A 19,395-nucleotide genomic window follows, 5' to 3' on the forward strand; every position below is an offset into this window, starting at 1 on the left:
GAAGGGTTAAAAGTTTGTTAAATAAAAAAGTAATGAACATCAATGATTTTAAAGCATTTCGACGAGTTATATAATGTCTAAAATTTTCTCTGGAGGTCTTCCAATAACTGCTTTTTTTCCGTTTATAACTATAGGTCTTTCTATGAGTTTTGGATAAGTTATCATAGCATCTATAAGTTGTTCTTCTGTTAAATTTTTGCCCTTAAAATTCTCTTTCCAGATAGCTTCATTCTTTCTAATTAATTCTTCGGCTTTTATATTTAAAAGAGAAAGAATCTGTTTTAACTCTTCTTTAGAAGGCGTATTTTCTAAATAAGATTTTATCTCGAAATCTTTACCAGATTTTTCAACTATTTCAAGTCCACATCTGGATTTACTACAACGCGAATTGTGATATATTTTAATCATAATTTATAAGGTTTCTTCTTCTGTTTTTTGTCCCATCATCATTAAATAGGCCTTCAAAAACGGTTCAATATGTCCATCCATTACAGCATCTACATTGCCTGTTTCATGGCCAGAACGAACATCTTTTACTAATTTATAAGGATGCATCACATAATTTCTAATCTGACTTCCCCATTCAATCTTCATTTTCTCTGATTCAATATCTTCTCGTTGAGCCAATTGTTTTTGCAATTCTATTTCATATAATTGAGATTTCAGCATTTGCATAGCACGAGATCTGTTATCGTGCTGTGAGCGAGTTTCTGAACATGAAATTTGAATGCCAGTAGGTTTATGTGTTAATTGGACTTTAGTTTCAACTTTGTTAACATTTTGTCCACCAGCTCCACTAGAGCGTGCTGTTGTTATTTCAATATCTGCTGGGTTTATATCAATTTCAATGGTATCATCTACTAAAGGATATACATAAACCGAGGCAAAACTGGTATGACGTTTGGCATTACTATCAAACGGAGAGATACGTACCAATCTGTGAACACCATTTTCCCCTTTTAACCATCCAAAAGCGTAATCGCCTTCAATTTCTAAAGTCACAGTTTTTATTCCTGCAACGTCACCTTCTTGATGGTTAAGTTCTTTGACTTTAAAACCACTTTTTTCGGCATACATTAAATACATACGCATAAGCATATTTGCCCAATCACAACTTTCTGTTCCACCAGCTCCAGCAGTTATTTGAAATACAGCACTTAAGCTATCACCTTCTTCAGAAAGCATGTTTTTAAATTCTAAATCTTCAATAAGATCTGTTGCTTTTTCGAAACTAGTTTCTAAATCTTCTTGAGTAGATTCTCCTTCCTTAAAGAATTCGTAAATAATTTCAAGTTCCTCAACAAGGGTTTTTCCTTTTTGAAAATCTTCAACCCATTTTTTCTTGGTTCGAAGCGATTTCATAACAATTTCAGCAGCTGTAGAATCGTTCCAAAACGTAGGTGAGAAAGTTTGTTCTTCTTCGTTTTGAATTTCAATTAGTTTGGCGTCTATGTCAAAGATATTGTCTAAGCGCACTTAGACGTTTATTAAGATCTTTAATTTGATCTGAAGTAATCATATTTTCATTTTGTTTCCACAAAAATAAAATTTAAAACTGGCAGATAAAATATAACTTGATTTAATTTTATAGTTTTATGCTTTAATTTTTCGCAAATGATAATAGATTTAAGAAGTGATACGGTTACTAAGCCAACACAAGATATGCTGGACGCTATGTTGCAAGCTAAAGTTGGCGATGATGTTTATAAAGAAGATCCAACTGTTAATGCTCTGGAAGAACAACTCGCTAAAATGTTTGGAAAGCCTAAAGCCTTGTTTTTTCCAACAGGAACGATGGCAAATCAAACTGCTATAAAGTTACATACCAATCCAGGAGATCAAGTTATTTGTGATAAAGATGCGCATATTTATAATTATGAAGGTGGCGGAGCTTCTTTTAATAGTGGAGTTTCCTGCAAATTGATTGATGGGAATCGTGGCATGTTTACGGCAGAACAAGTTGTCGAAGCTATAAATCCACCTGATTTTTATCACAGTCCATTAACGGCTTTAGTTGAAGTAGAAAATACAGCCAATAGAGGAGGAGGTTCTTGTTGGGATTTTGAAGAGCTAAAAAAAATAAGAACCGTTTGCGATTCTAATAATCTAGGTTTTCATTTAGATGGTGCACGAATTTGGAATGCTTTAGTTGAAAAAAAGGAAACAGCTAAAGATTATGGCCAGTTATTCGACACAATTTCTGTGTGTTTAAGTAAAGGTTTAGGTTGCCCAAGTGGTTCGGTATTGATTGGTGATGAAGCTTTTATGCAAAACGCCATTAGAATACGTAAAATTCTTGGTGGAGGTATGAGACAGGTTGGTTATTTAGCTTCTGCAGGAATTTATGCTTTAGATAATAATTTAGACAGATTAGCTGAAGACCACAAAAAAGCAAAAGAAATTGGAAGCCTATTAAGTGAATTGCCTTTCATTAAAAACGTTTCACCTATTGAAACCAATATCATTATTTTCGAATTACAGAATAAAAGGGATGAGCCTAAATTCTTAAAAGCACTTGAAGATAAAAACATTCGTCTAAGTGGAATGGGTCAAGGGAAGCTACGCATAGTCACTCATTTGGATTACACAGACCAAATGCATGACTATTTTTTAAGTGTTTTAAGTGTTTTGAAATTTTAGGTGATTATGTATGTTTAAACTAGAAAAGAGTAATTGATGATTCGGAATTCAATAATTTGTTTGATTTTTTTGTTGTTTCAAAACAATGTCTATCAACAAGATTTTTTAATCTATCATCAAGAATTCAATAAAGTTGAAGATCTTATAGTCAATGAAAATTTTCCACAAGCTGAAACTCTATTAAATAACTTACTTACTGAATATAAGCCAGCCTTTGCAAAGGATTATGTAATTGCTGCTGAAATTTCTCTAATAAACAAAAACATATCAAAGGCACTATATTGGATCCTTGAAGCAATTAAACATGGTGTGATAATTGAATGTTTAAAAGAAATTCCCATTTTTAATGAGGAATTTAATGTTTCAGATTGGCAAAAACTAGATGAGCAATTCAATGACTTGTATTTTGAATACCAATCTATAATTAGTATTGGAGCATCGAAATCATTTCATCGAAACTATCAAAAAGAACAAGAAAATAAAAGTAATAAGAATTATAAAGGGATTGTTTATTCTAACTTTAATAAAATAAAAGAGGGACTTGATAAAAATGAATATCCAGGCGAAAATGTCATAGGTATTGATAACTCTTATGATGCTTCAAGAATAAGTGATTGCGAATTTGATAATTCTAAAGTAACAGTCACACTCCTGCATTACGATTATCCTATTAGTGAGTTAACCGAAGAAAAATTATTAGCTGCCATAAAATCTGGAGCTATGCATCCAAGAGAATTTGCAATAATTTACACTTTCGAAAAAAATAAGGTTTCTATATTGTATAGAACAAGTGGGAAATCTCGAGCAAAACTAACTAATTATCATTTTAATTTTCCTTTCGATAAGAAATCCCAAGATTTAACTATAGTTGATGCAGATCGAGCAAAATTTGGGATCTGTACATACGAAACTGATAAAAAGAAACCTGAGATTGAAGACAAATATGGCATAAGATTAAAGTTTGGTTATCGGTAAATAGTTCATTTAGTAGAGTGGTTTTTTGTAAATAAAAATCAAAAAACTCTTATTTAACAACTAACTACTATTTAAACATATCCATACCAGGAATATTTGGCATACCATCTTTTGCCACAGCAGCTAACTCGGCTTCATTTATTTGTGTTGCACGTTCAATAGCTTTATTAAGTGTTAAGATTAGGTAATCTTCTAATTCCTCTTTGTCTTGCAAAAGGCCTTCGTCTATACTAATAGATTTAATGGTTCTATTGGCAGTTAAGGTGACTGTTATTTTTTCGTCACTGCTTTTTTCATCAATTAAAACAGTATCTAAACGCTTTTTAGTTTCTTCAACTTTTTTCTGGGTTTCCTTTAGTTTCCCCATCATTCCCATAAGATCTCCAAACATAATTTTATATTTTATTAATTTCAGTACAAAGCTATTTAATTTTCATATTTTTGAGGCCAATAATTCAGTTAAAATTTTTCACTTTTGAAAAACACTATATTCCCTCCTAAGGCTAAAATAGTCCCAAAAAAACTTGTTGCTCATAACGATGTTCGAATAGATAATTACTATTGGTTAAACGATAGAGAAGACCAAGAAGTATTAGATTATTTACATGCTGAAAATAATTATACTAAAAGTATTTTAAAACATACAGAAGCCTTTCAGAAAGACTTGTTTGAAGAAATGAAAGGAAGGATTAAAGAAGACGATCAATCCGTTCCTTATAAGTTAAACGGTTATTGGTATGTAACACGATTTGAGAAAGGTAAAGATTATCCTATTTATGCTAGAAAGAAAGAATTTATAGAAGCACCAGAAGAATTACTTTTCGACTGTAATGAGATGGCTAAAGAGCATTCCTATTTCAACTTAGGTAGTATTTCAATAAGTCCAGACAATACACTTGCAGCGTTTTCTATAGATACTGTAAGTAGAAGGCAATATATTATTCAAATAAAGAATTTAGTTACTGGAGAAATTTACCCTGAAAAGATACTCAATGCCACAGGAAGTGTTACTTGGGCTAACGATAATGAGACTGTTTATTATTCTCGTAAAGATGAATTAACGCTTCGTTCTCATAAAATTTATAGACATAAGTTGCATACTCAAGTAGAAGACGATATTGAAGTGTATCATGAAACAGATGAAACTTTTAATACGTTTGTTTATAAAACGAAGTCTAGAAAATATATAGTCATTGGATCTTCAAGCACCTTAACTTCAGAATATCGTATTCTAAATGCTAATAATCCTAATGAAGAATTTCGTTTATTTAGTAAGAGAAAAAGAGGTGTAGAGTATGCAATTGCACATTATAGCGATAGCTTTTATATTCTAACAAATAAAGACAAAGCTCATAATTTTAAACTACAAAAAACAAAAGAAACACAAACCGAAAGTAAATATTGGCAGGAGCTTATTCCACACAGAGAAGATGTTTTGTTAGAAGATATTGAAATTTTTAAAGATTACTTAGTTGTTAGTGAAAGAGAACAAGGCTTGAATAAAATTAGAATTATAAGTTGGAATGGAGCAGAGGATTACTATCTGCCTTTTAATAGCGAAACTTATACAGCAAATACAGGAAATAACCCAGATTTTAATAGTGAGTACCTACGTTATAGTTTTAACTCTTTAACAACACCAAGTTCTGTAATTGATTATAATTTTAAAACTAAAGTTCATGATGTTAAGAAAGAGCAAGAAGTTTTAGATGCCAATTTTAATAAAGAGAATTATGCTTCAGAGCGTATTTGGGTTACTGCTAGAGATGGTGAAAAAGTTCCAGTATCTTTAGTTTATAGAAAAGACATGAAAAAAGAGTCTGGAAATCCTTTAATGCTTTATGCATATGGATCTTATGGTTCTACAATAGACCCATATTTTTCTACTGTTAGATTAAGTTTATTAGATAGAGGTTTTATTTATGCTATTGCTCATATTCGAGGAGGAGAATATTTAGGACGTGATTGGTACGATAATGGGAAGCTTTTATCTAAAATGAATACTTTTTTCGATTACATTGATTGTTCGAAATACTTAATTGAAAAAAAATACACAACTCAAAAGCATTTATATGCTTATGGAGGTTCTGCTGGTGGTCTTTTAATGGGAGTTATAGTAAATTTAAATCCAGAATTATATCATGGTGTTTTAGCAGCAGTTCCCTTTGTAGATGTCGTTACAACAATGCTTGACGACACCATACCATTAACAACAGGAGAATATGACGAATGGGGAAACCCAAATAATAAAGAATATTACGATTATATGAAATCGTACTCTCCATACGATAATGTGTCTAAACAAGATTATCCTAATATATTGGTTACTACAGGTTTGCATGATTCGCAGGTACAATATTGGGAACCAGCAAAATGGGTAGCTAAGCTAAGAGAATATAAAACAGATAATAATCTTTTATTATTGCATACAGACATGGATTCTGGTCATGGTGGAGCTTCTGGTAGATTTGAAAGTTTAAAAGAAGTAGCCTTAGAATATGCTTTTATATTAGATTTAGAAGGAATTTCTTATTAAGAAAAAAAATATGTATTTTTGCAAGGTTTTAGGATACTATAAATTATATTGTAGTAGCTTTTAAATAACATGTATGGAAAATAATAAAAAAGTTTTTAATAATGTTCTAGAATTAGTTGGTAATACACCACTAATCAAGCTAAATAAAATAGCATCTTCTTTTAAAGGAAACTACTATGCAAAAGTAGAAGCTTTTAATCCTGGTCATTCATCTAAAGACCGAATTGCACTTTATATTATTGAGCAAGCAGAGAAGAAAGGTATAATAAAGCCTGGAGATACTATTGTGGAAACTACTTCAGGAAATACAGGTTTTAGTATTGCCATGGTAAGTATTATTAAAGGTTACAAATGTATTCTTGCTGTAAGTTCTAAATCTTCTGCAGATAAAATAGACATGCTTAAAACTATGGGAGCACAAGTATATGTGTGCCCAGCACATGTTAGTGCAGACGACCCAAGATCTTATTACGAAGTTGCTAAACGTTTACATGAAGAAACGGAAGGATCTGTTTACATCAACCAATATTTTAATGAGCTAAACATTGATGCGCATTACCATTCTACAGGACCAGAAATCTGGAATCAGACAGAAGGTAAAATAACTCATTTAGTAGCTTGTAGTGGTACTGGTGGAACAATTTCTGGAATTGGTAAATATTTAAAAGAGCAAAATCCAGATATTAAAATCATTGGTGTAGACGCTTATGGTTCTGTTATTAAAAAATATCATGAAACTCAAGAGTTTGATGAAAAAGAAATATATCCATATCGCATTGAAGGATTAGGAAAAAATTTAATTCCTACGGCAACAAAATTTGAAGTTATAGACGAGTTTGTAAAAGTTACAGACGAAGAAAGTGCTCATACTGCTAGAGAAATAGCAAATACTGAAGGACTTTTTGTTGGTTATACTTCTGGTGCTGCTATGCAAGCTATAAAGCAATTAAACGAAGATGAAACTTTTACTAAAGATTCTAACGTTGTTGTAATATTTCCAGACCATGGTTCACGTTATATGAGTAAGATTTATAGCGATAAATGGATGAATGATCAAGGGTTCTTTGATACCATTCACCAGGAAGCTGCTGAAAGTATTCAAATTATTAAATAACTAAAGATATAACGATTGAATAGGTAATTTCCTATTTTGTTAATAATAGTGCATAAAAAGATTATGTTGTAAACATATAAATATCTAATTTTGCACCAACCAACTATGATTAATAGCTTATATGAAAGACTTATTCGATAAAATTTATAGAGATAAAGGACCACTTGGAAAGTGGGCTTCTCAAGCAGAAGGGTATTTTGTGTTTCCAAAATTGGAAGGCGAGATATCTAATAGAATGAAATTCCAAGGTAAAGAGGTTATTACTTGGAGTATTAATGATTATTTAGGTTTAGCGAATCATCCTGAAGTTAGAAAAGTTGATGCTCAAGCTGGAGCAGATTACGGTTCTGCTTACCCAATGGGAGCACGTATGATGTCTGGTCATACAGATTTACATGAAAAACTTCAAAACGAATTAGCAGCTTTTGTTAATAAAGAAGCAGCTTACTTACTAAACTTTGGTTACCAAGGTATGGTTTCTACTATTGATGCCTTAGTAGCTAAAGACGATATTATTGTTTATGATGTGGATGCACATGCTTGTATTATTGATGGCGTGCGTTTGCATATGGGAAAACGTTTTACATATAAACATAACGATATTGTAAGCTTAGAAAAAAACCTTGAAAGAGCTACTAAAATGGCTGAACAAACTGGAGGAGGAATTTTAGTGATTTCGGAAGGTGTGTTTGGTATGCGTGGTGAACAAGGACGTTTAAAAGAAATAGTTGAACTTAAAAAGAAATTCAACTTTAGATTTTTTGTTGATGATGCTCATGGATTTGGAACTCTAGGTAAAACAGGAGCAGGAGCAGGAGAAGAGCAAGGTGTTCAAGATGGCATAGATGTGTATTTTGCTACATTTGCAAAATCTTTAGCTAGTACAGGAGCCTTTATTGCTGCAGATAAAGAAATTATTGATTACTTAAAATATAACTTACGTTCTCAAATGTTTGCAAAATCTTTGCAAATGCAATTAGTTGTTGGTGCTTTAAAGCGTTTAGATATGCTTAAAACTATGCCAGAATTAAAAAACAAACTTTGGGAAAACACCAATGCGCTTCAATCTGGATTAAAGAAAAGAGGTTTTGATATTGGTACTACACAAAGTTGTGTTACTCCAGTATATTTAGAAGGAAGTATTCCTGAAGCTATGGCTCTGGTAAGAGACTTAAGAGAAAATCACGGCATTTTCTGTTCTATTGTGGTGTATCCAGTAATTCCTAAAGGAATGATTTTATTGCGTTTAATACCTACTGCTACACATACATTAGAAGATGTTACTGAAACTCTTGATGCTTTTGATGCTATTAGAGAAAGATTGGTAAACGGAACTTACAAAAGAATGTCAGCTGCTGTAACTGCAGCCATGGATAAATAAACACTAAAATGTATATTTTAAAAAATCCGATAGTGTGATGCTATCGGATTTTTTTTTTGCTAATTATCTTTTTCTTTGTTTTTCATTATCTGAAAAAAAAGTCAGATGTGCTATTCCATCACTATTCTCATCAACCTTATCTGCTTCTCGTTCAAGAATTTCATAAACTTTATTATTGAAGTCAATAAAAATTTCTTTTTCCTCAATCCATGAAGGAGAGTTAATAACTAGTTCACGGGATTCTGTAATATCAATTTTAAGTTTCTTATTTAATTGAGCTATAGTTTGAATAACCCCAAAATCAAGATTTTTTAAATCTTCAATGAATTTATTGATATCCGAAACATTATTATTCAATTTTTTATTCAAAAGTCTCCTCAATTTTAAATTTAGCATTGTCTTAAACATTTCTTCATATGTCTTACTGAAAAACTATATAGCTACAACTCTTTTCTAAACGTTTTTCGTCGTTTAATAATTTCACAATCAAAATCTTTCCAAATTTGTTGCGAAGCAAAATTGTCTACTAATTCAGGGAGTCTAATACAAGTTTCTATATCGTGTTTTTTAAATGTTTTGTAAAACTCATTAAAGATAATAGCTGTAACCCCTTTATTATGATAATGTGGGTTTACACCAATTAAATAGAATAGTGCAGTTTTACTATGCTTTTTAGCTTTTAGCAATTCTAAAAATCCAAAAGGAAACAACTTACCTTTTACTTTTTGTAAAGCTTCAGAGAAAGAAGGTAGAACTATTGCAAAAGCTATCATTTTATCATTTTTATCAAAAACGAACTTAACGTATTCTGGATTAATAAAATTGATGAATTTCTTTTTAAAGTATTCTTTTTGTAAATCTGAAATGGGTACAAATGTAGATAGTTTCGCGTAAGATTCATTTAACAATTCAAACATATCATCTATATGTGGTACAATTTCTTTTGTTTTAGTGAATTTGCTTGGTCTTAGCTCAAAACGTTTAGTTATTATATCATTCACTCTTGTAAAACGCTCTAAAGGAATGGTTTTAAAAGAGAATTTACTTTCTATGTATTCCTTTTCCGGTAAAAAGCCTAGTTTCTCAAAATGTGTTATATAATAGGGATGATTATACCATGTTGCCATAGTGCCAATATGATCGAAACCATATGTTAATGCACCATTTTTATCAAGATTAGAGAAACCTACAGGACCTTCAACAAATGCTAAGTTGTTTTCTTCTCCTATTTCAAAAACTTTATCAAATAAGGCCTTAGATACTTTAAAATCGTCGATAGCATCAAACCAGCCAAAACGCATTTTTTTAACATTTTGCTCGTTTATCTCTATCTTATTTATAATAGCAGCTATACGACCAACAATAGCTTTTCCTTTAAAAGCTAAGAAAAAGTGAGCATCAGCATGCTTAAATGCTGGGTTTTTATCTGCACTTAGCGTTGCAACTTCATCAGAAATTATTGGTGGAACCCAATATTTAGAATCTTTGTATAATTGAAAAGGAAAGGTTACAAATGTTTTTAACTCTTTCTTATTTGTTACTTCTTTAAGTGTAATCATAGGTTTAAAAACATCAATTTAGTTTTCAGAATCGAAATCTACGTCTTCTTTTTTACGTTTATTCTTTTTCTCTCCTCTAGCTTTATTTTCTTGTCTTTCTAGTTCGTCTTCTGCCGAAGTACCATCGTCTTTTTGTTCCTTATCCTTATGGAAATCTAATCTGTACGAAGCGCCTAAAGTTACAGCAAAAACAGATGGAGTATCTTTGGTATTAAAGGTAAATGCTGTGTCTAATTGTAAGTTTTTACTCCATAAATAAGCACCACCAAAGCGAATTAAATTGTCAGCATAAAAATCACTACTAATATTTTGAGATTCAGCAAAAATAGCCCATTGATCTGTAATGGATTTTGTTAGAGTTAAAATAAACGAAAAGTCTGATTGGTCTGTACCAATCCGATCTTTTATAAAATTCATTACAAAAACCCATCCTCCAGAAAAGTTGTTTTGGGTTGCAATAGCCACTTTTGGACTAAAACCTTCTACACCTACTGCTGTGTATGGATTATCAGAAGTATCATAATTACCACCAACATAAACAGCAACTGCAGGAATTAAATATTTCCATTTAAAACTATGGTTTGCCTTCCAGCTATATAAATTGGGTTTATCTTCTTCATCATTTTTAAATGGATCGTAAACCAAATATTTGGCTCCAAAAGTTAAAGTTTTAAAATTACTAAATGAATCTTCGTTTGGAACTGTATTGGTATAAGTTCTATTTGTAGATTGAAATGTAGTCTGTAAATTCAATTCTAATTGTGGCCATAATAAGCCATATCTTGCTGTAAAATCTATACCATAACTTTTATCTTCTCTATCAAGTAATGCATGGTTTTCGTTTAGCATATATGGACCTCCTTCAACCTGAATAACATTGGTTCCTACTGAAAAAGCACTTTGTGAAACTCCAGGTCTATTTGAGTTAATTACTTCAGTATATTGCGAATATCCATGGAGAGAAAAAGCAAAAGCAAATAAAAATACATGAATTTTTAATGGTTTCATATGTAAAATGTTTTATTGATTTGGAGCACATTTATTTATAAGTCGTTCAAAATAATTGCTTTATAAATAAATTGAATTGTACTCTTTAATTGCTATTTTGTTTGAATCAAATATATTGATTTTATATTTTTTTTAAGTATTTATTACAGATTTTAAAAAATGAGATTTGTATTTTTGTTTAAAATTACATTTATGCTACAGTACGCATCTATAACAGGAGTTTTAAGAGTTATTTTAATCATACTATTAATATATTATGGAATTAAAATACTCTCAAGAATTTTTGCTCCTTATTTAATGAAGTATGTTGCCAAAAAGGCTGAAGAACGTTTTGGCGGACAATTTGGACAGTATCAAAGTCCTAAACAAGAACAAAATAAAGAAGGAGAAGTTACAATAGATAAAGTGCCAAAAACTTCAACTTCAAATAAAAAGGTTGGTGAATATGTAGATTACGAAGAAATTGATTAATTTTCGCTTTCAAAGTTTAATACATATTCATGTCATTTTCAATAAAAAAAATACTTCCTCATATCCTAGTTTTAATAGGATTTATAATTATTTCCTTAGCTTATTTTAGTCCTGTTTTAAAGGGAAAAGCCATTTATCAAAGTGATATTGTTCACTATATTGGTATGGCTAAGCAGCAAAAAGACTTTAAACAAGCTACTGGAGAAGAGACATATTGGACAAATAGTGCTTTTGGAGGCATGCCAACGTATCAACTTGGAGCCCATTATCCAAATAATTACATTAAAAAACTAGATTTAACACTTCGGTTTTTACCTCGCCCTGCAGATTATCTCTTCTTGTATTTCTTAGGATTTTATATCTTACTTTTAGTTTTAAAAGTTGATTTTAAACTAGCAACTTTAGGTGCTTTGGCTTTTGGTTTTTCAACCTATCTCATTATTATTCTTGGTGTTGGACATAATAGCAAAGCGCATGCTATTGCTTATATGCCTTTGGTTTTAAGTGGCATTCTATTAACCTTTAGGAAGCAATATGTTCTTGGATTTTTACTAACAGCTGTTGCTATGGCATTGGAGTTGGTAGCAAACCATTTTCAAATGACTTATTATTTGTTCCTTTTAGTTTTAGTTTTAGGAGCAGTTTATTTATTTGATGCTTATAAAAAAACCGAATTAAATCATTATTTTAAATCTTTAGGGATATTGATTTCTGCAGTTGTGTTAGCTATAGGTCTGAATGCTACAAATATTCTAGCAACTCAAGAGTATGCTAAAGAAAGTAATCGTGGACAAAGCGAATTAACTATTAATGCTGATGGTTCTCCAAAAGAAATTACTACTGGATTAGATAGAGATTATATAACGGAATATAGTTATGGTATTCTTGAAACATTTAACTTATACATTCCAAGATTTTTGGGAGGTGGAAGCCATGAAGATGTTGGTAAAGACTCAGAATCCTATCAATTCTTCTTAAAACAAGGAGTCCCTCCACTAGAAGCTAGAGAATACACAAAACAAACACCTACATATTGGGGAGAACAGACCATAGTAGAAGCACCAGCTTATGTTGGAGCTGTCGTGTTATTTTTATTTGTGTTTGCTCTGTTCTTAGTTAAAGGTCGTTTAAAATGGTGGTTAGTTGGTGGATCCATTTTGTCTTTAATTTTGTCTTATGGAGATAGTCAGCCTTTTAAATTTATAACCGATTTCTTTATTGATTATGTACCACTTTATAATAAGTTTAGAGCAGTAAGCTCAATTCAGGTAATATTAGAACTTTGTATTCCTGTTTTAGCGATTTTTGGACTTGTTAGGCTGTTTAACAATTTTAATAAAGATGAAGAAAAACAAAAAGCTTTAAAATATGCAGTTGGTATAACAGCTGGACTTGCAGTTATTTTCCTATTGTTTAAATCGTCTTTATTCAACTTTATTGGTGGAAGTGATGGGTTCTATCGTCAGAATTATGGACAACAATTTATGGATGCACTTATTGCAGACAGAAAAACGTTCTTTACACAAGACACCTTAAGAACACTTGTATTAGTGTTACTTTCAGCTGGAACTATTTATTTGTTCTTAAAGAAAAAACTTTCAGAATCTAAAGTGATTATAGCATTTGCAGCATTAATTTTAATTGATTTGGTTGGTGTTGACAGACGTTATGTAAATAACGATAACTTTGTATCTTCTATTCAAATGAATAAGCCATATCAAGCTACAGAAGTTGATAAGGCCATCATGCAAGACCCAGAACACTTTAGAGTTTTTGATTTAGTTTCTAGATTACCTGCAAAGTCTTCCTATTATCATAATTCTTTAGGTGGTTATCATGCAGCAAAATTAAAAAGATACGATGAATTATATGACTTCTATATAGCAAAAAACAATATCAACGTGTTAAACATGTTGAATACTAAATATATTATAGCCGAAGACGAAGAAGGTCAGCCTTTTCCCTACACAAATCCAGACGCAAATGGTAATGCTTGGTTTATTGAAGACTTGAAGTTTGTTAGTTCTGCTAATGAAGAAATTCTTGCTTTAGATAGTTTAGATACTAAACGTGTTGCTGTTATGGCTTCAGATAATGACTATGCTGCTTATTTAAAGGAAGACATCATGATTGATACAGCTGCCACAATTAAGGTAGAAGAGTATAGTTCAAATTTTATAAAATACAATTCTTCAAGTGCTGTTGATGGTTTTGCGGTTTTTTCAGAGATATATTATGGAAATGGATGGAACGCATATATCGATGGTGAATTAAATCCTCATTACCGAGTAAATTATGTGTTAAGAGGTATGAAAGTGCCAGCAGGACAACATGTTATTGAATTTAAATTTGAACCACAAGTTATTAAAACAGGAAGTGCCATTGCTTTAGCAAGCTCAATAGCATTCGGTTTGTTACTTATAGGAGGATTGTTCTATAATTTTAAGAAAAAAGATTAGTTACCACTTTAGCCATGACCTAAATTAAAAATGACCAAAACTAAGGTTCTTATCATCACTTATTATTGGCCACCAGCTGGAGGCCCAGGTGTTCAACGTTGGTTAAAGTTTGTAAAATATTTACCTGAGTTTGGTATTGAGCCTATTGTATATATTCCTTCTAATCCTAATTATCCAATTATTGACGAAAGTCTAATTCAGGAAGTTTCAGACAATATTACCATTTTAAAGCAGCCCATTAAAGAACCTTATAAGTTTGCTGGATTTTTATCTAAAAGTAAATCGAAGACTATAAGTAAGGGTATTATTCCGGAAGAAAAGAAACAGACAGTTATTGAAAAATTATTATTATTTGTTAGAGGTAATTTTTTTATTCCTGATGCTAGAAAAAGCTGGATTAGACCTTCTGTACAATACCTAGACACTTATATTGAAGATTATAATATTAAAACCATTATAACTTCTGGTCCTCCACATAGCTTGCATTTAATTGGTTTGTCTTTACAGAAAAGTACTGGTGTTAAATGGATTTCAGATTTTAGGGATCCTTGGACAACTATTGGTTATCATAAACAATTAAAATTAACAAAGTTAGCTAAGCAAAAACACAAAAATCTAGAGAAAAAAGTATTGCTGGCATCAGACAAAATAATAGTAACTAGTGAAGTTACAAAAAATGAGTTTTCTAGTATTACTAACAAACCTATAGAGGTCATAACTAATGGTTACGATATATCTTCAGCAAAAATACCAGAGTTAGATAATAAATTTACATTATCTCATATTGGATCATTACTTTCAAAAAGAAACCCTGAAGTTTTATGGCAAGTATTAAAGGAGCTTATTGAAGAGAATCCAGAATTTGCTAAAGATTTAGAACTTCATTTTGTAGGTTCGGTAAGTAAAGTTGTTCTAGAATCTATAAATTTACATAGCTTAAGTAATTATGTAATTAATCATCCTTATGTGTCACATAACAAGGCTATTGAATTTCAAAAAAAATCACAAATATTATTACTTATTGAAATAGATTCAGAAGATACTAAATGCATTATACCAGGAAAGTTATTTGAATATATGGTTTCAAATAGACCAATAATTGCTATTGGTCCACAAGGTTCAGATGTTGAAACACTAATTAAAGAAACCAATACTGGAGACTATTTTTTATATGATGCTCACGATGCTTTAAAAAGTGTTATTATAAATCATTATAAATCTTATAAAGCTGGTAATTTAAAATCTCATGCTATAGGTTTACAGAAGTATAGTAGAAAAATGCTTACAGAAAAATTATCTAAATTATTACAATGGGAATAGTTGTAAATCAATCAATAAAAAATACGGTTGTAACGTATATAGGGTTTGGTGTTGGAGCTATTAACGTCTTGTTTTTATATACGTCTTTTTTAAGTGATGAGTATTTTGGATTGGTAAGCTATCTACTTTCAACAGCTAACATTATGATGCCATTAATGGCTTTTGGTGTACATAATACCATAGTAAAGTTTTATTCATCATTTAAAACAAAACAATCGCAGAATAGTTTTTTAACCTTAATGTTATTCTTGCCTTTATTGGTAATTATACCCTTTGGATTGATTGGCCATTTTGCGTTTAATTTCATAAGTGCTTGGCTAGCTGGAGATAACATTATTATTATCGACTATGTGTGGCTTATTTATATAGCTGCTATTACATTTGCATATTTCGAGATTTTCTACGCTTGGTCAAAAGTGCAAATGCAAACAGTATTTGGTAATTTTATGAAAGAAGTGTTTCATAGATTAGCTACTACAGTTTTACTTCTCATGTTAAATGCTGATTTTCTTACTGTTAATCAGTTTATATATAGTGTGGTAGGTGTTTATGTAGTACGAATGATTATTATGAAACTGTACGCATTTAGCCTGCGTTTTCCAAAGTTTAAATTCGATAGAATTCCTAATCTTGTTAGCATTTTAAAATATACTACTTTAATTATTATTGCTGGATCTGTAGCTAATATTATCCTTGAAATAGATAAGTTTATGATAAATCGTTATGTAGCTATTGAAAATGTAGCGTATTATGGAGTAGCAATTTATATAGCAACAGTAATTGGCGTTCCTTATCGTTCTATGCATCAAATAGTCAATCCTTTAACGGCAAAACTTTTAAATGAAAAAAACAAAGTAGATTTAAAAATACTTTACAAGAAAAGTTCTTTAACATTGTTTATAATAAGTGGGTTTATCTTTCTTTTAATTATTCTAAATATTAATGAACTCTATAAATTAATAAATGAAAGTTATGTCGATGGGTTAGTAGTAGTATTTGTAATTAGTTTAACTAAGTTATTAGACAGCATTCTTGGTAATAATAATGCTATTCTCTTTAATAGTGATTATTATAGAATGGTCTTAATTCTTGGTATTTTTCTTGCAGTTTTAACCATAATTTTAAACATTTTATTTATTCCTATCTATGGAATTAATGGTGCTGCTTTTGCTACTTTTATTGCTATATTTTTATATAATTTGGCAAAGATTGGATTTGTTTATTATAAATTTAAAATGCTTCCATTTAGTGTAAATACTATAAAAGTTGTTTTACTATTATTAGTTAGTCTTGGTGTGTTTTATTTTTGGGATTTTTCTTTTCACCCAGTTTTTAATATTGCATTAAAATCCATACTAATTTCTGCTAGCTATGGTTTAGTAGTGTATGTATTTCATCTATCAGATGACATATCTGTTTTAATAAATAAGATTTTTTTTAGAAGTAAATAAAATCTCTTAAAAGAGAAAATCCCACGAGCTTGCTTTGAGGCATACCACTCGCAGGACTTTCCAACTAACCAACCAAAATCTAATTATCTTTTGCTTCTAGTATTCGAAGCTATTTGTCTGTTATTGTCACTCTTATTATATGTACGATTATTTTTAGCCTTTGGTTTTCTTTCAGGTACATTGCGTTTTACTAGAGGTTTTGTTGTATTATCTCTAGTTTGTGTTCTAGGCTTTACAGCCACAGAATTATTTGTTCTAGGCGAATTAACTTGTGTGCCATTTCTAGGTTTTACAGTATTATTTCTAGTTCTAGGTTTGGTCGTCACAGAGCTATTCGATCTAGGTGCATTCATTTGAGAACCTTTACGTGGTCTTACAGTATTTGTAGCAACTTGATTATTTGTTCTTGGCTTCTCGCTTCCAACATCGCGTCTAGGTGTGTTATTTGCTCTACTTGGCAGTGTAGCCAATTCACTTTGTCTAGAAATAGTATTACCACGTCTACTCGCAACAGCAGTTGTGCGTCTATAGTTGTTAGTATATGGTTTTGAATATGCATATCTAACAGGAGCATAATATTGTCTGTATGGTGTATGATATACAACACAATGGTTATAAGCAGGAACTCTATAATATGTATGCCATGGTCTATAAACATAATATCTGTTGTAAGAGTTTATATATCCTGTATAATGAGAGAATCTGTAATATCTATTATAATGAATAAAAAGGCCTCCAACTCGTGTTACATATCCATATCTGTTATAATTAACATTTACATTTCCAATTTGAGTTACTCGACCATAAAAATCATAATAAATTGGTACGTGTTGGATTTGAATGATTGCTCCAAATTCATCGTATTGTAAATAAGGGTTATAATCATAACCAGAGTTAAAACTGATGCTAATTCCTGGAGCAGATACATTGATATTTGGTCCATAAGATGGCATATAAAAATCAAATTGACCATCTGGGAAAACAGAAAACTCAATACCATTTTCAACAAATATGAAAGAATTACCATAACCTCTCCATGTTGTTGAATTGTCTATTTGGTTTGGTTTGTTGGTGTTTGATGCACTAACAGTTAGTCCTCCAAGAACTAAAGCTGTTATTAAAAACATAAATTTTTTCATAATTGTTAATTTTAAATGAAACTTGCTCAATATAAAACAAACAACATGCCAAAATTTAAAACACCAATAACCTTTTGTTTTAATTAGCTGATAATAAAATAGTTAAACAAGATGATTGTTCTATTAATAATTTTTGTGGCTTCATAAAAACCCTTAAATGAATTGGTATAGGATTTGATTAGTATTTATTATCTTTAAAAAGAGTATTTTTATAACCTACACAATGAACTTTTTTATAATGATAGAAAAAATTAAATTTCATATAGTTTACCTCTTATTTATTTCAATAACAATAAGTGGGTATTCGCAAACAATTACTGGTTCTGAAGAAAATGAGGAAAGTAAGGAGTTGGGAATAAAAGCAGATAGTCTTAAAATTAATGATGGTCCTTATGTATTTATTGAGAATGATGTTCTAATTGAAAAAAGCATTATAGATGGAAAGGTTTTTAGCAAAGAATTGCCATTAGACGCTTATAGAATAGAATTCACTCCAGAAGAATCAACCTATGAAGATGTTGAGAACATAGTCGTTTTAAGCGATATTCATGGTCAGTTTGATTTAGCTATCGAAATTTTAAAAAACAATAGAATTATTGATAACAATTTAAATTGGAATTTTGGAAATGGACATTTAGTTATTGTTGGAGATATTTTTGATCGTGGACCTAAAGTAACTGAAACGCTTTGGTTTGTTTATCACCTAGAGAAACAGGCATTAGAAAGTGGAGGCAAAGTTCACTTTACTCTTGGAAACCATGAATACATGATACTTCATAAAGATTTAAGATATCTAAATAGTAAATATAGAGTTACTTCTTATTTGTTAAAAACTAATTATACAGATTTGTTTAATAATCAAACTGTTTTAGGTCGTTGGTTAAGATCGAAGCCAACTGTATTAAAAATAAATAAAGACACCTATGTTCATGGAGGATTATCAAAAGCGTTTTTGTCTTTAGGATATAATATAGAAAACGTAAACAAATTAATGAGAGAATCTATAGACATTTCAAAAGAAGAATTAAAAGCAACTTCATTTTACGATAATTATTATAGATCTTCTGGGCCAATATGGTATCGAGGTTATTTTAACGACAATCTACCAAATAGTGAAATAAAAGAAATTTTACGACTTATTAAATCTAAGCACATTATAGTAGGACATTGTTCTAATGAAGAAGTGGTTCAGCTTTATAACGAGAAAATATTTGGTGTAGATTCTAGTATTAAAAATGGTATTTACGGAGAAGTTTTATTAATAAATGGTAAAGAATATGTTCGTGGTACCATGGAAGGGAAAAAGGAATCATTTAAAATTGAGTCCACTAATATAGATTAA

17 protein-coding genes are annotated in these 19,395 nt (G+C 30.5%); 10 read left to right on the plus strand and 7 right to left on the minus strand.

Features of this window, described 5'->3' with window-relative positions:
* Positions 1-66 precede the first annotated feature (66 nt).
* Entirely contained in the window at positions 67-408 is a 342-nt protein-coding gene (gene arsC, locus LX78_RS05510; protein ID WP_109681644.1) for an arsenate reductase (glutaredoxin), read from the minus strand.
* 3 nt (positions 409-411) lie between these two features.
* Positions 412-1,519, minus strand: a protein-coding gene (gene prfB / locus LX78_RS05515; protein WP_109681645.1) for a peptide chain release factor 2 whose coding sequence is annotated in 2 segments (ribosomal slippage) — positions 412-1,455 and positions 1,457-1,519 — 1,107 coding nt in all. Because the reading frame shifts where the segments join, the coding sequence is not laid out codon by codon here.
* Between the two features lie 95 nt (positions 1,520-1,614).
* Here prfB and LX78_RS05520 point away from each other — a divergent pair.
* Together LX78_RS05520 and LX78_RS05525 are read left to right on the plus strand one after the other, a co-directional pair.
* Positions 1,615-2,640, plus strand: a complete 1,026-nt coding sequence (locus LX78_RS05520; RefSeq protein WP_109681646.1) for a threonine aldolase family protein — start codon at positions 1,615-1,617, stop codon at positions 2,638-2,640.
* 36 nt (positions 2,641-2,676) lie between these two features.
* A complete protein-coding gene (locus LX78_RS05525; RefSeq protein ID WP_146192544.1) occupies positions 2,677-3,615 on the plus strand; it encodes a hypothetical protein in 939 nt (312 codons plus the stop codon).
* A gap of 67 nt (positions 3,616-3,682) precedes the next feature.
* Here the strand turns inward: LX78_RS05525 and LX78_RS05530 are convergent, their stop codons facing one another.
* Positions 3,683-4,006: a YbaB/EbfC family nucleoid-associated protein gene (locus tag LX78_RS05530; RefSeq protein ID WP_109681648.1), complete on the minus strand. Its 324-nt coding sequence runs from the start codon at positions 4,004-4,006 to the stop codon at positions 3,683-3,685.
* Positions 4,007-4,090: 84 nt separating this feature from the next.
* On the opposite strand from LX78_RS05530, the gene LX78_RS05535 reads away from it, so the two are divergent.
* From LX78_RS05535 to LX78_RS05545, 3 genes are all read left to right on the plus strand, one after another.
* On the plus strand, positions 4,091-6,151 hold the full coding sequence (locus tag LX78_RS05535; protein WP_109681649.1) for a S9 family peptidase: 2,061 nt from the start codon (positions 4,091-4,093) through the stop codon (positions 6,149-6,151).
* Between the two features lie 73 nt (positions 6,152-6,224).
* Entirely contained in the window at positions 6,225-7,265 is a 1,041-nt protein-coding gene (locus tag LX78_RS05540) for a PLP-dependent cysteine synthase family protein (RefSeq protein ID WP_109681650.1), read from the plus strand.
* 121 nt (positions 7,266-7,386) lie between these two features.
* Positions 7,387-8,646 carry an aminotransferase class I/II-fold pyridoxal phosphate-dependent enzyme gene (locus LX78_RS05545; RefSeq protein WP_109681651.1) on the plus strand — a complete coding sequence of 420 codons (1,260 nt, stop codon included), beginning with the start codon at positions 7,387-7,389 and terminating at the stop codon, positions 8,644-8,646.
* A 63-nt stretch (positions 8,647-8,709) separates the two neighbouring features.
* Here LX78_RS05545 and LX78_RS05550 read toward each other — a convergent pair whose 3' ends face one another.
* The 3 genes from LX78_RS05550 to LX78_RS05560 all read right to left on the minus strand — a co-directional run bounded on the left by LX78_RS05550 (position 8,710) and on the right by LX78_RS05560 (position 11,213).
* On the minus strand, positions 8,710-9,015 hold the full coding sequence (locus LX78_RS05550) for a hypothetical protein (protein ID WP_146192545.1): 306 nt from the start codon (positions 9,013-9,015) through the stop codon (positions 8,710-8,712).
* Positions 9,016-9,086: 71 nt separating this feature from the next.
* Positions 9,087-10,205, minus strand: coding sequence for a GTP cyclohydrolase (locus LX78_RS05555; protein WP_109681653.1), 1,119 nt, complete (start codon positions 10,203-10,205; stop codon positions 9,087-9,089).
* A gap of 18 nt (positions 10,206-10,223) precedes the next feature.
* The gene (locus tag LX78_RS05560; RefSeq protein WP_109681654.1) at positions 10,224-11,213 is read right to left on the minus strand and encodes a transporter; all 990 of its coding nucleotides are present in this window, start codon (positions 11,211-11,213) and stop codon (positions 10,224-10,226) included.
* Positions 11,214-11,405: 192 nt separating this feature from the next.
* Between LX78_RS05560 and LX78_RS05565 the strand changes: the two genes are divergently transcribed.
* From LX78_RS05565 to LX78_RS05580, 4 genes are read left to right on the plus strand one after another with little or no spacing between them, the layout of a single operon-like run.
* Positions 11,406-11,684 carry a DUF4834 family protein gene (locus tag LX78_RS05565; RefSeq protein WP_109681655.1) on the plus strand — a complete coding sequence of 93 codons (279 nt, stop codon included), beginning with the start codon at positions 11,406-11,408 and terminating at the stop codon, positions 11,682-11,684.
* Positions 11,685-11,713: 29 nt separating this feature from the next.
* Positions 11,714-14,143, plus strand: coding sequence for a YfhO family protein (locus tag LX78_RS05570; RefSeq protein ID WP_109681656.1), 2,430 nt, complete (start codon positions 11,714-11,716; stop codon positions 14,141-14,143).
* A 30-nt stretch (positions 14,144-14,173) separates the two neighbouring features.
* On the plus strand, positions 14,174-15,463 hold the full coding sequence (locus LX78_RS05575) for a glycosyltransferase family 4 protein (protein WP_109681657.1): 1,290 nt from the start codon (positions 14,174-14,176) through the stop codon (positions 15,461-15,463).
* Entirely contained in the window at positions 15,454-16,914 is a 1,461-nt protein-coding gene (locus LX78_RS05580) for a lipopolysaccharide biosynthesis protein (RefSeq protein ID WP_109681658.1), read from the plus strand. The genes LX78_RS05575 and LX78_RS05580 overlap by 10 nt, the downstream gene beginning before the upstream one ends.
* Before the next feature lie 83 nt (positions 16,915-16,997).
* Here the strand turns inward: LX78_RS05580 and LX78_RS05585 are convergent, their stop codons facing one another.
* The gene (locus LX78_RS05585) at positions 16,998-18,053 is read right to left on the minus strand and encodes a hypothetical protein (RefSeq protein WP_109681659.1); all 1,056 of its coding nucleotides are present in this window, start codon (positions 18,051-18,053) and stop codon (positions 16,998-17,000) included.
* A 238-nt stretch (positions 18,054-18,291) separates the two neighbouring features.
* Between LX78_RS05585 and LX78_RS05590 the strand changes: the two genes are divergently transcribed.
* Entirely contained in the window at positions 18,292-19,395 is a 1,104-nt protein-coding gene (locus LX78_RS05590; protein WP_170109803.1) for a metallophosphoesterase, read from the plus strand.

Source organism: Xanthomarina spongicola (assembly GCF_003148645.1).
Classification (GTDB): domain Bacteria; phylum Bacteroidota; class Bacteroidia; order Flavobacteriales; family Flavobacteriaceae; genus Xanthomarina; species Xanthomarina spongicola.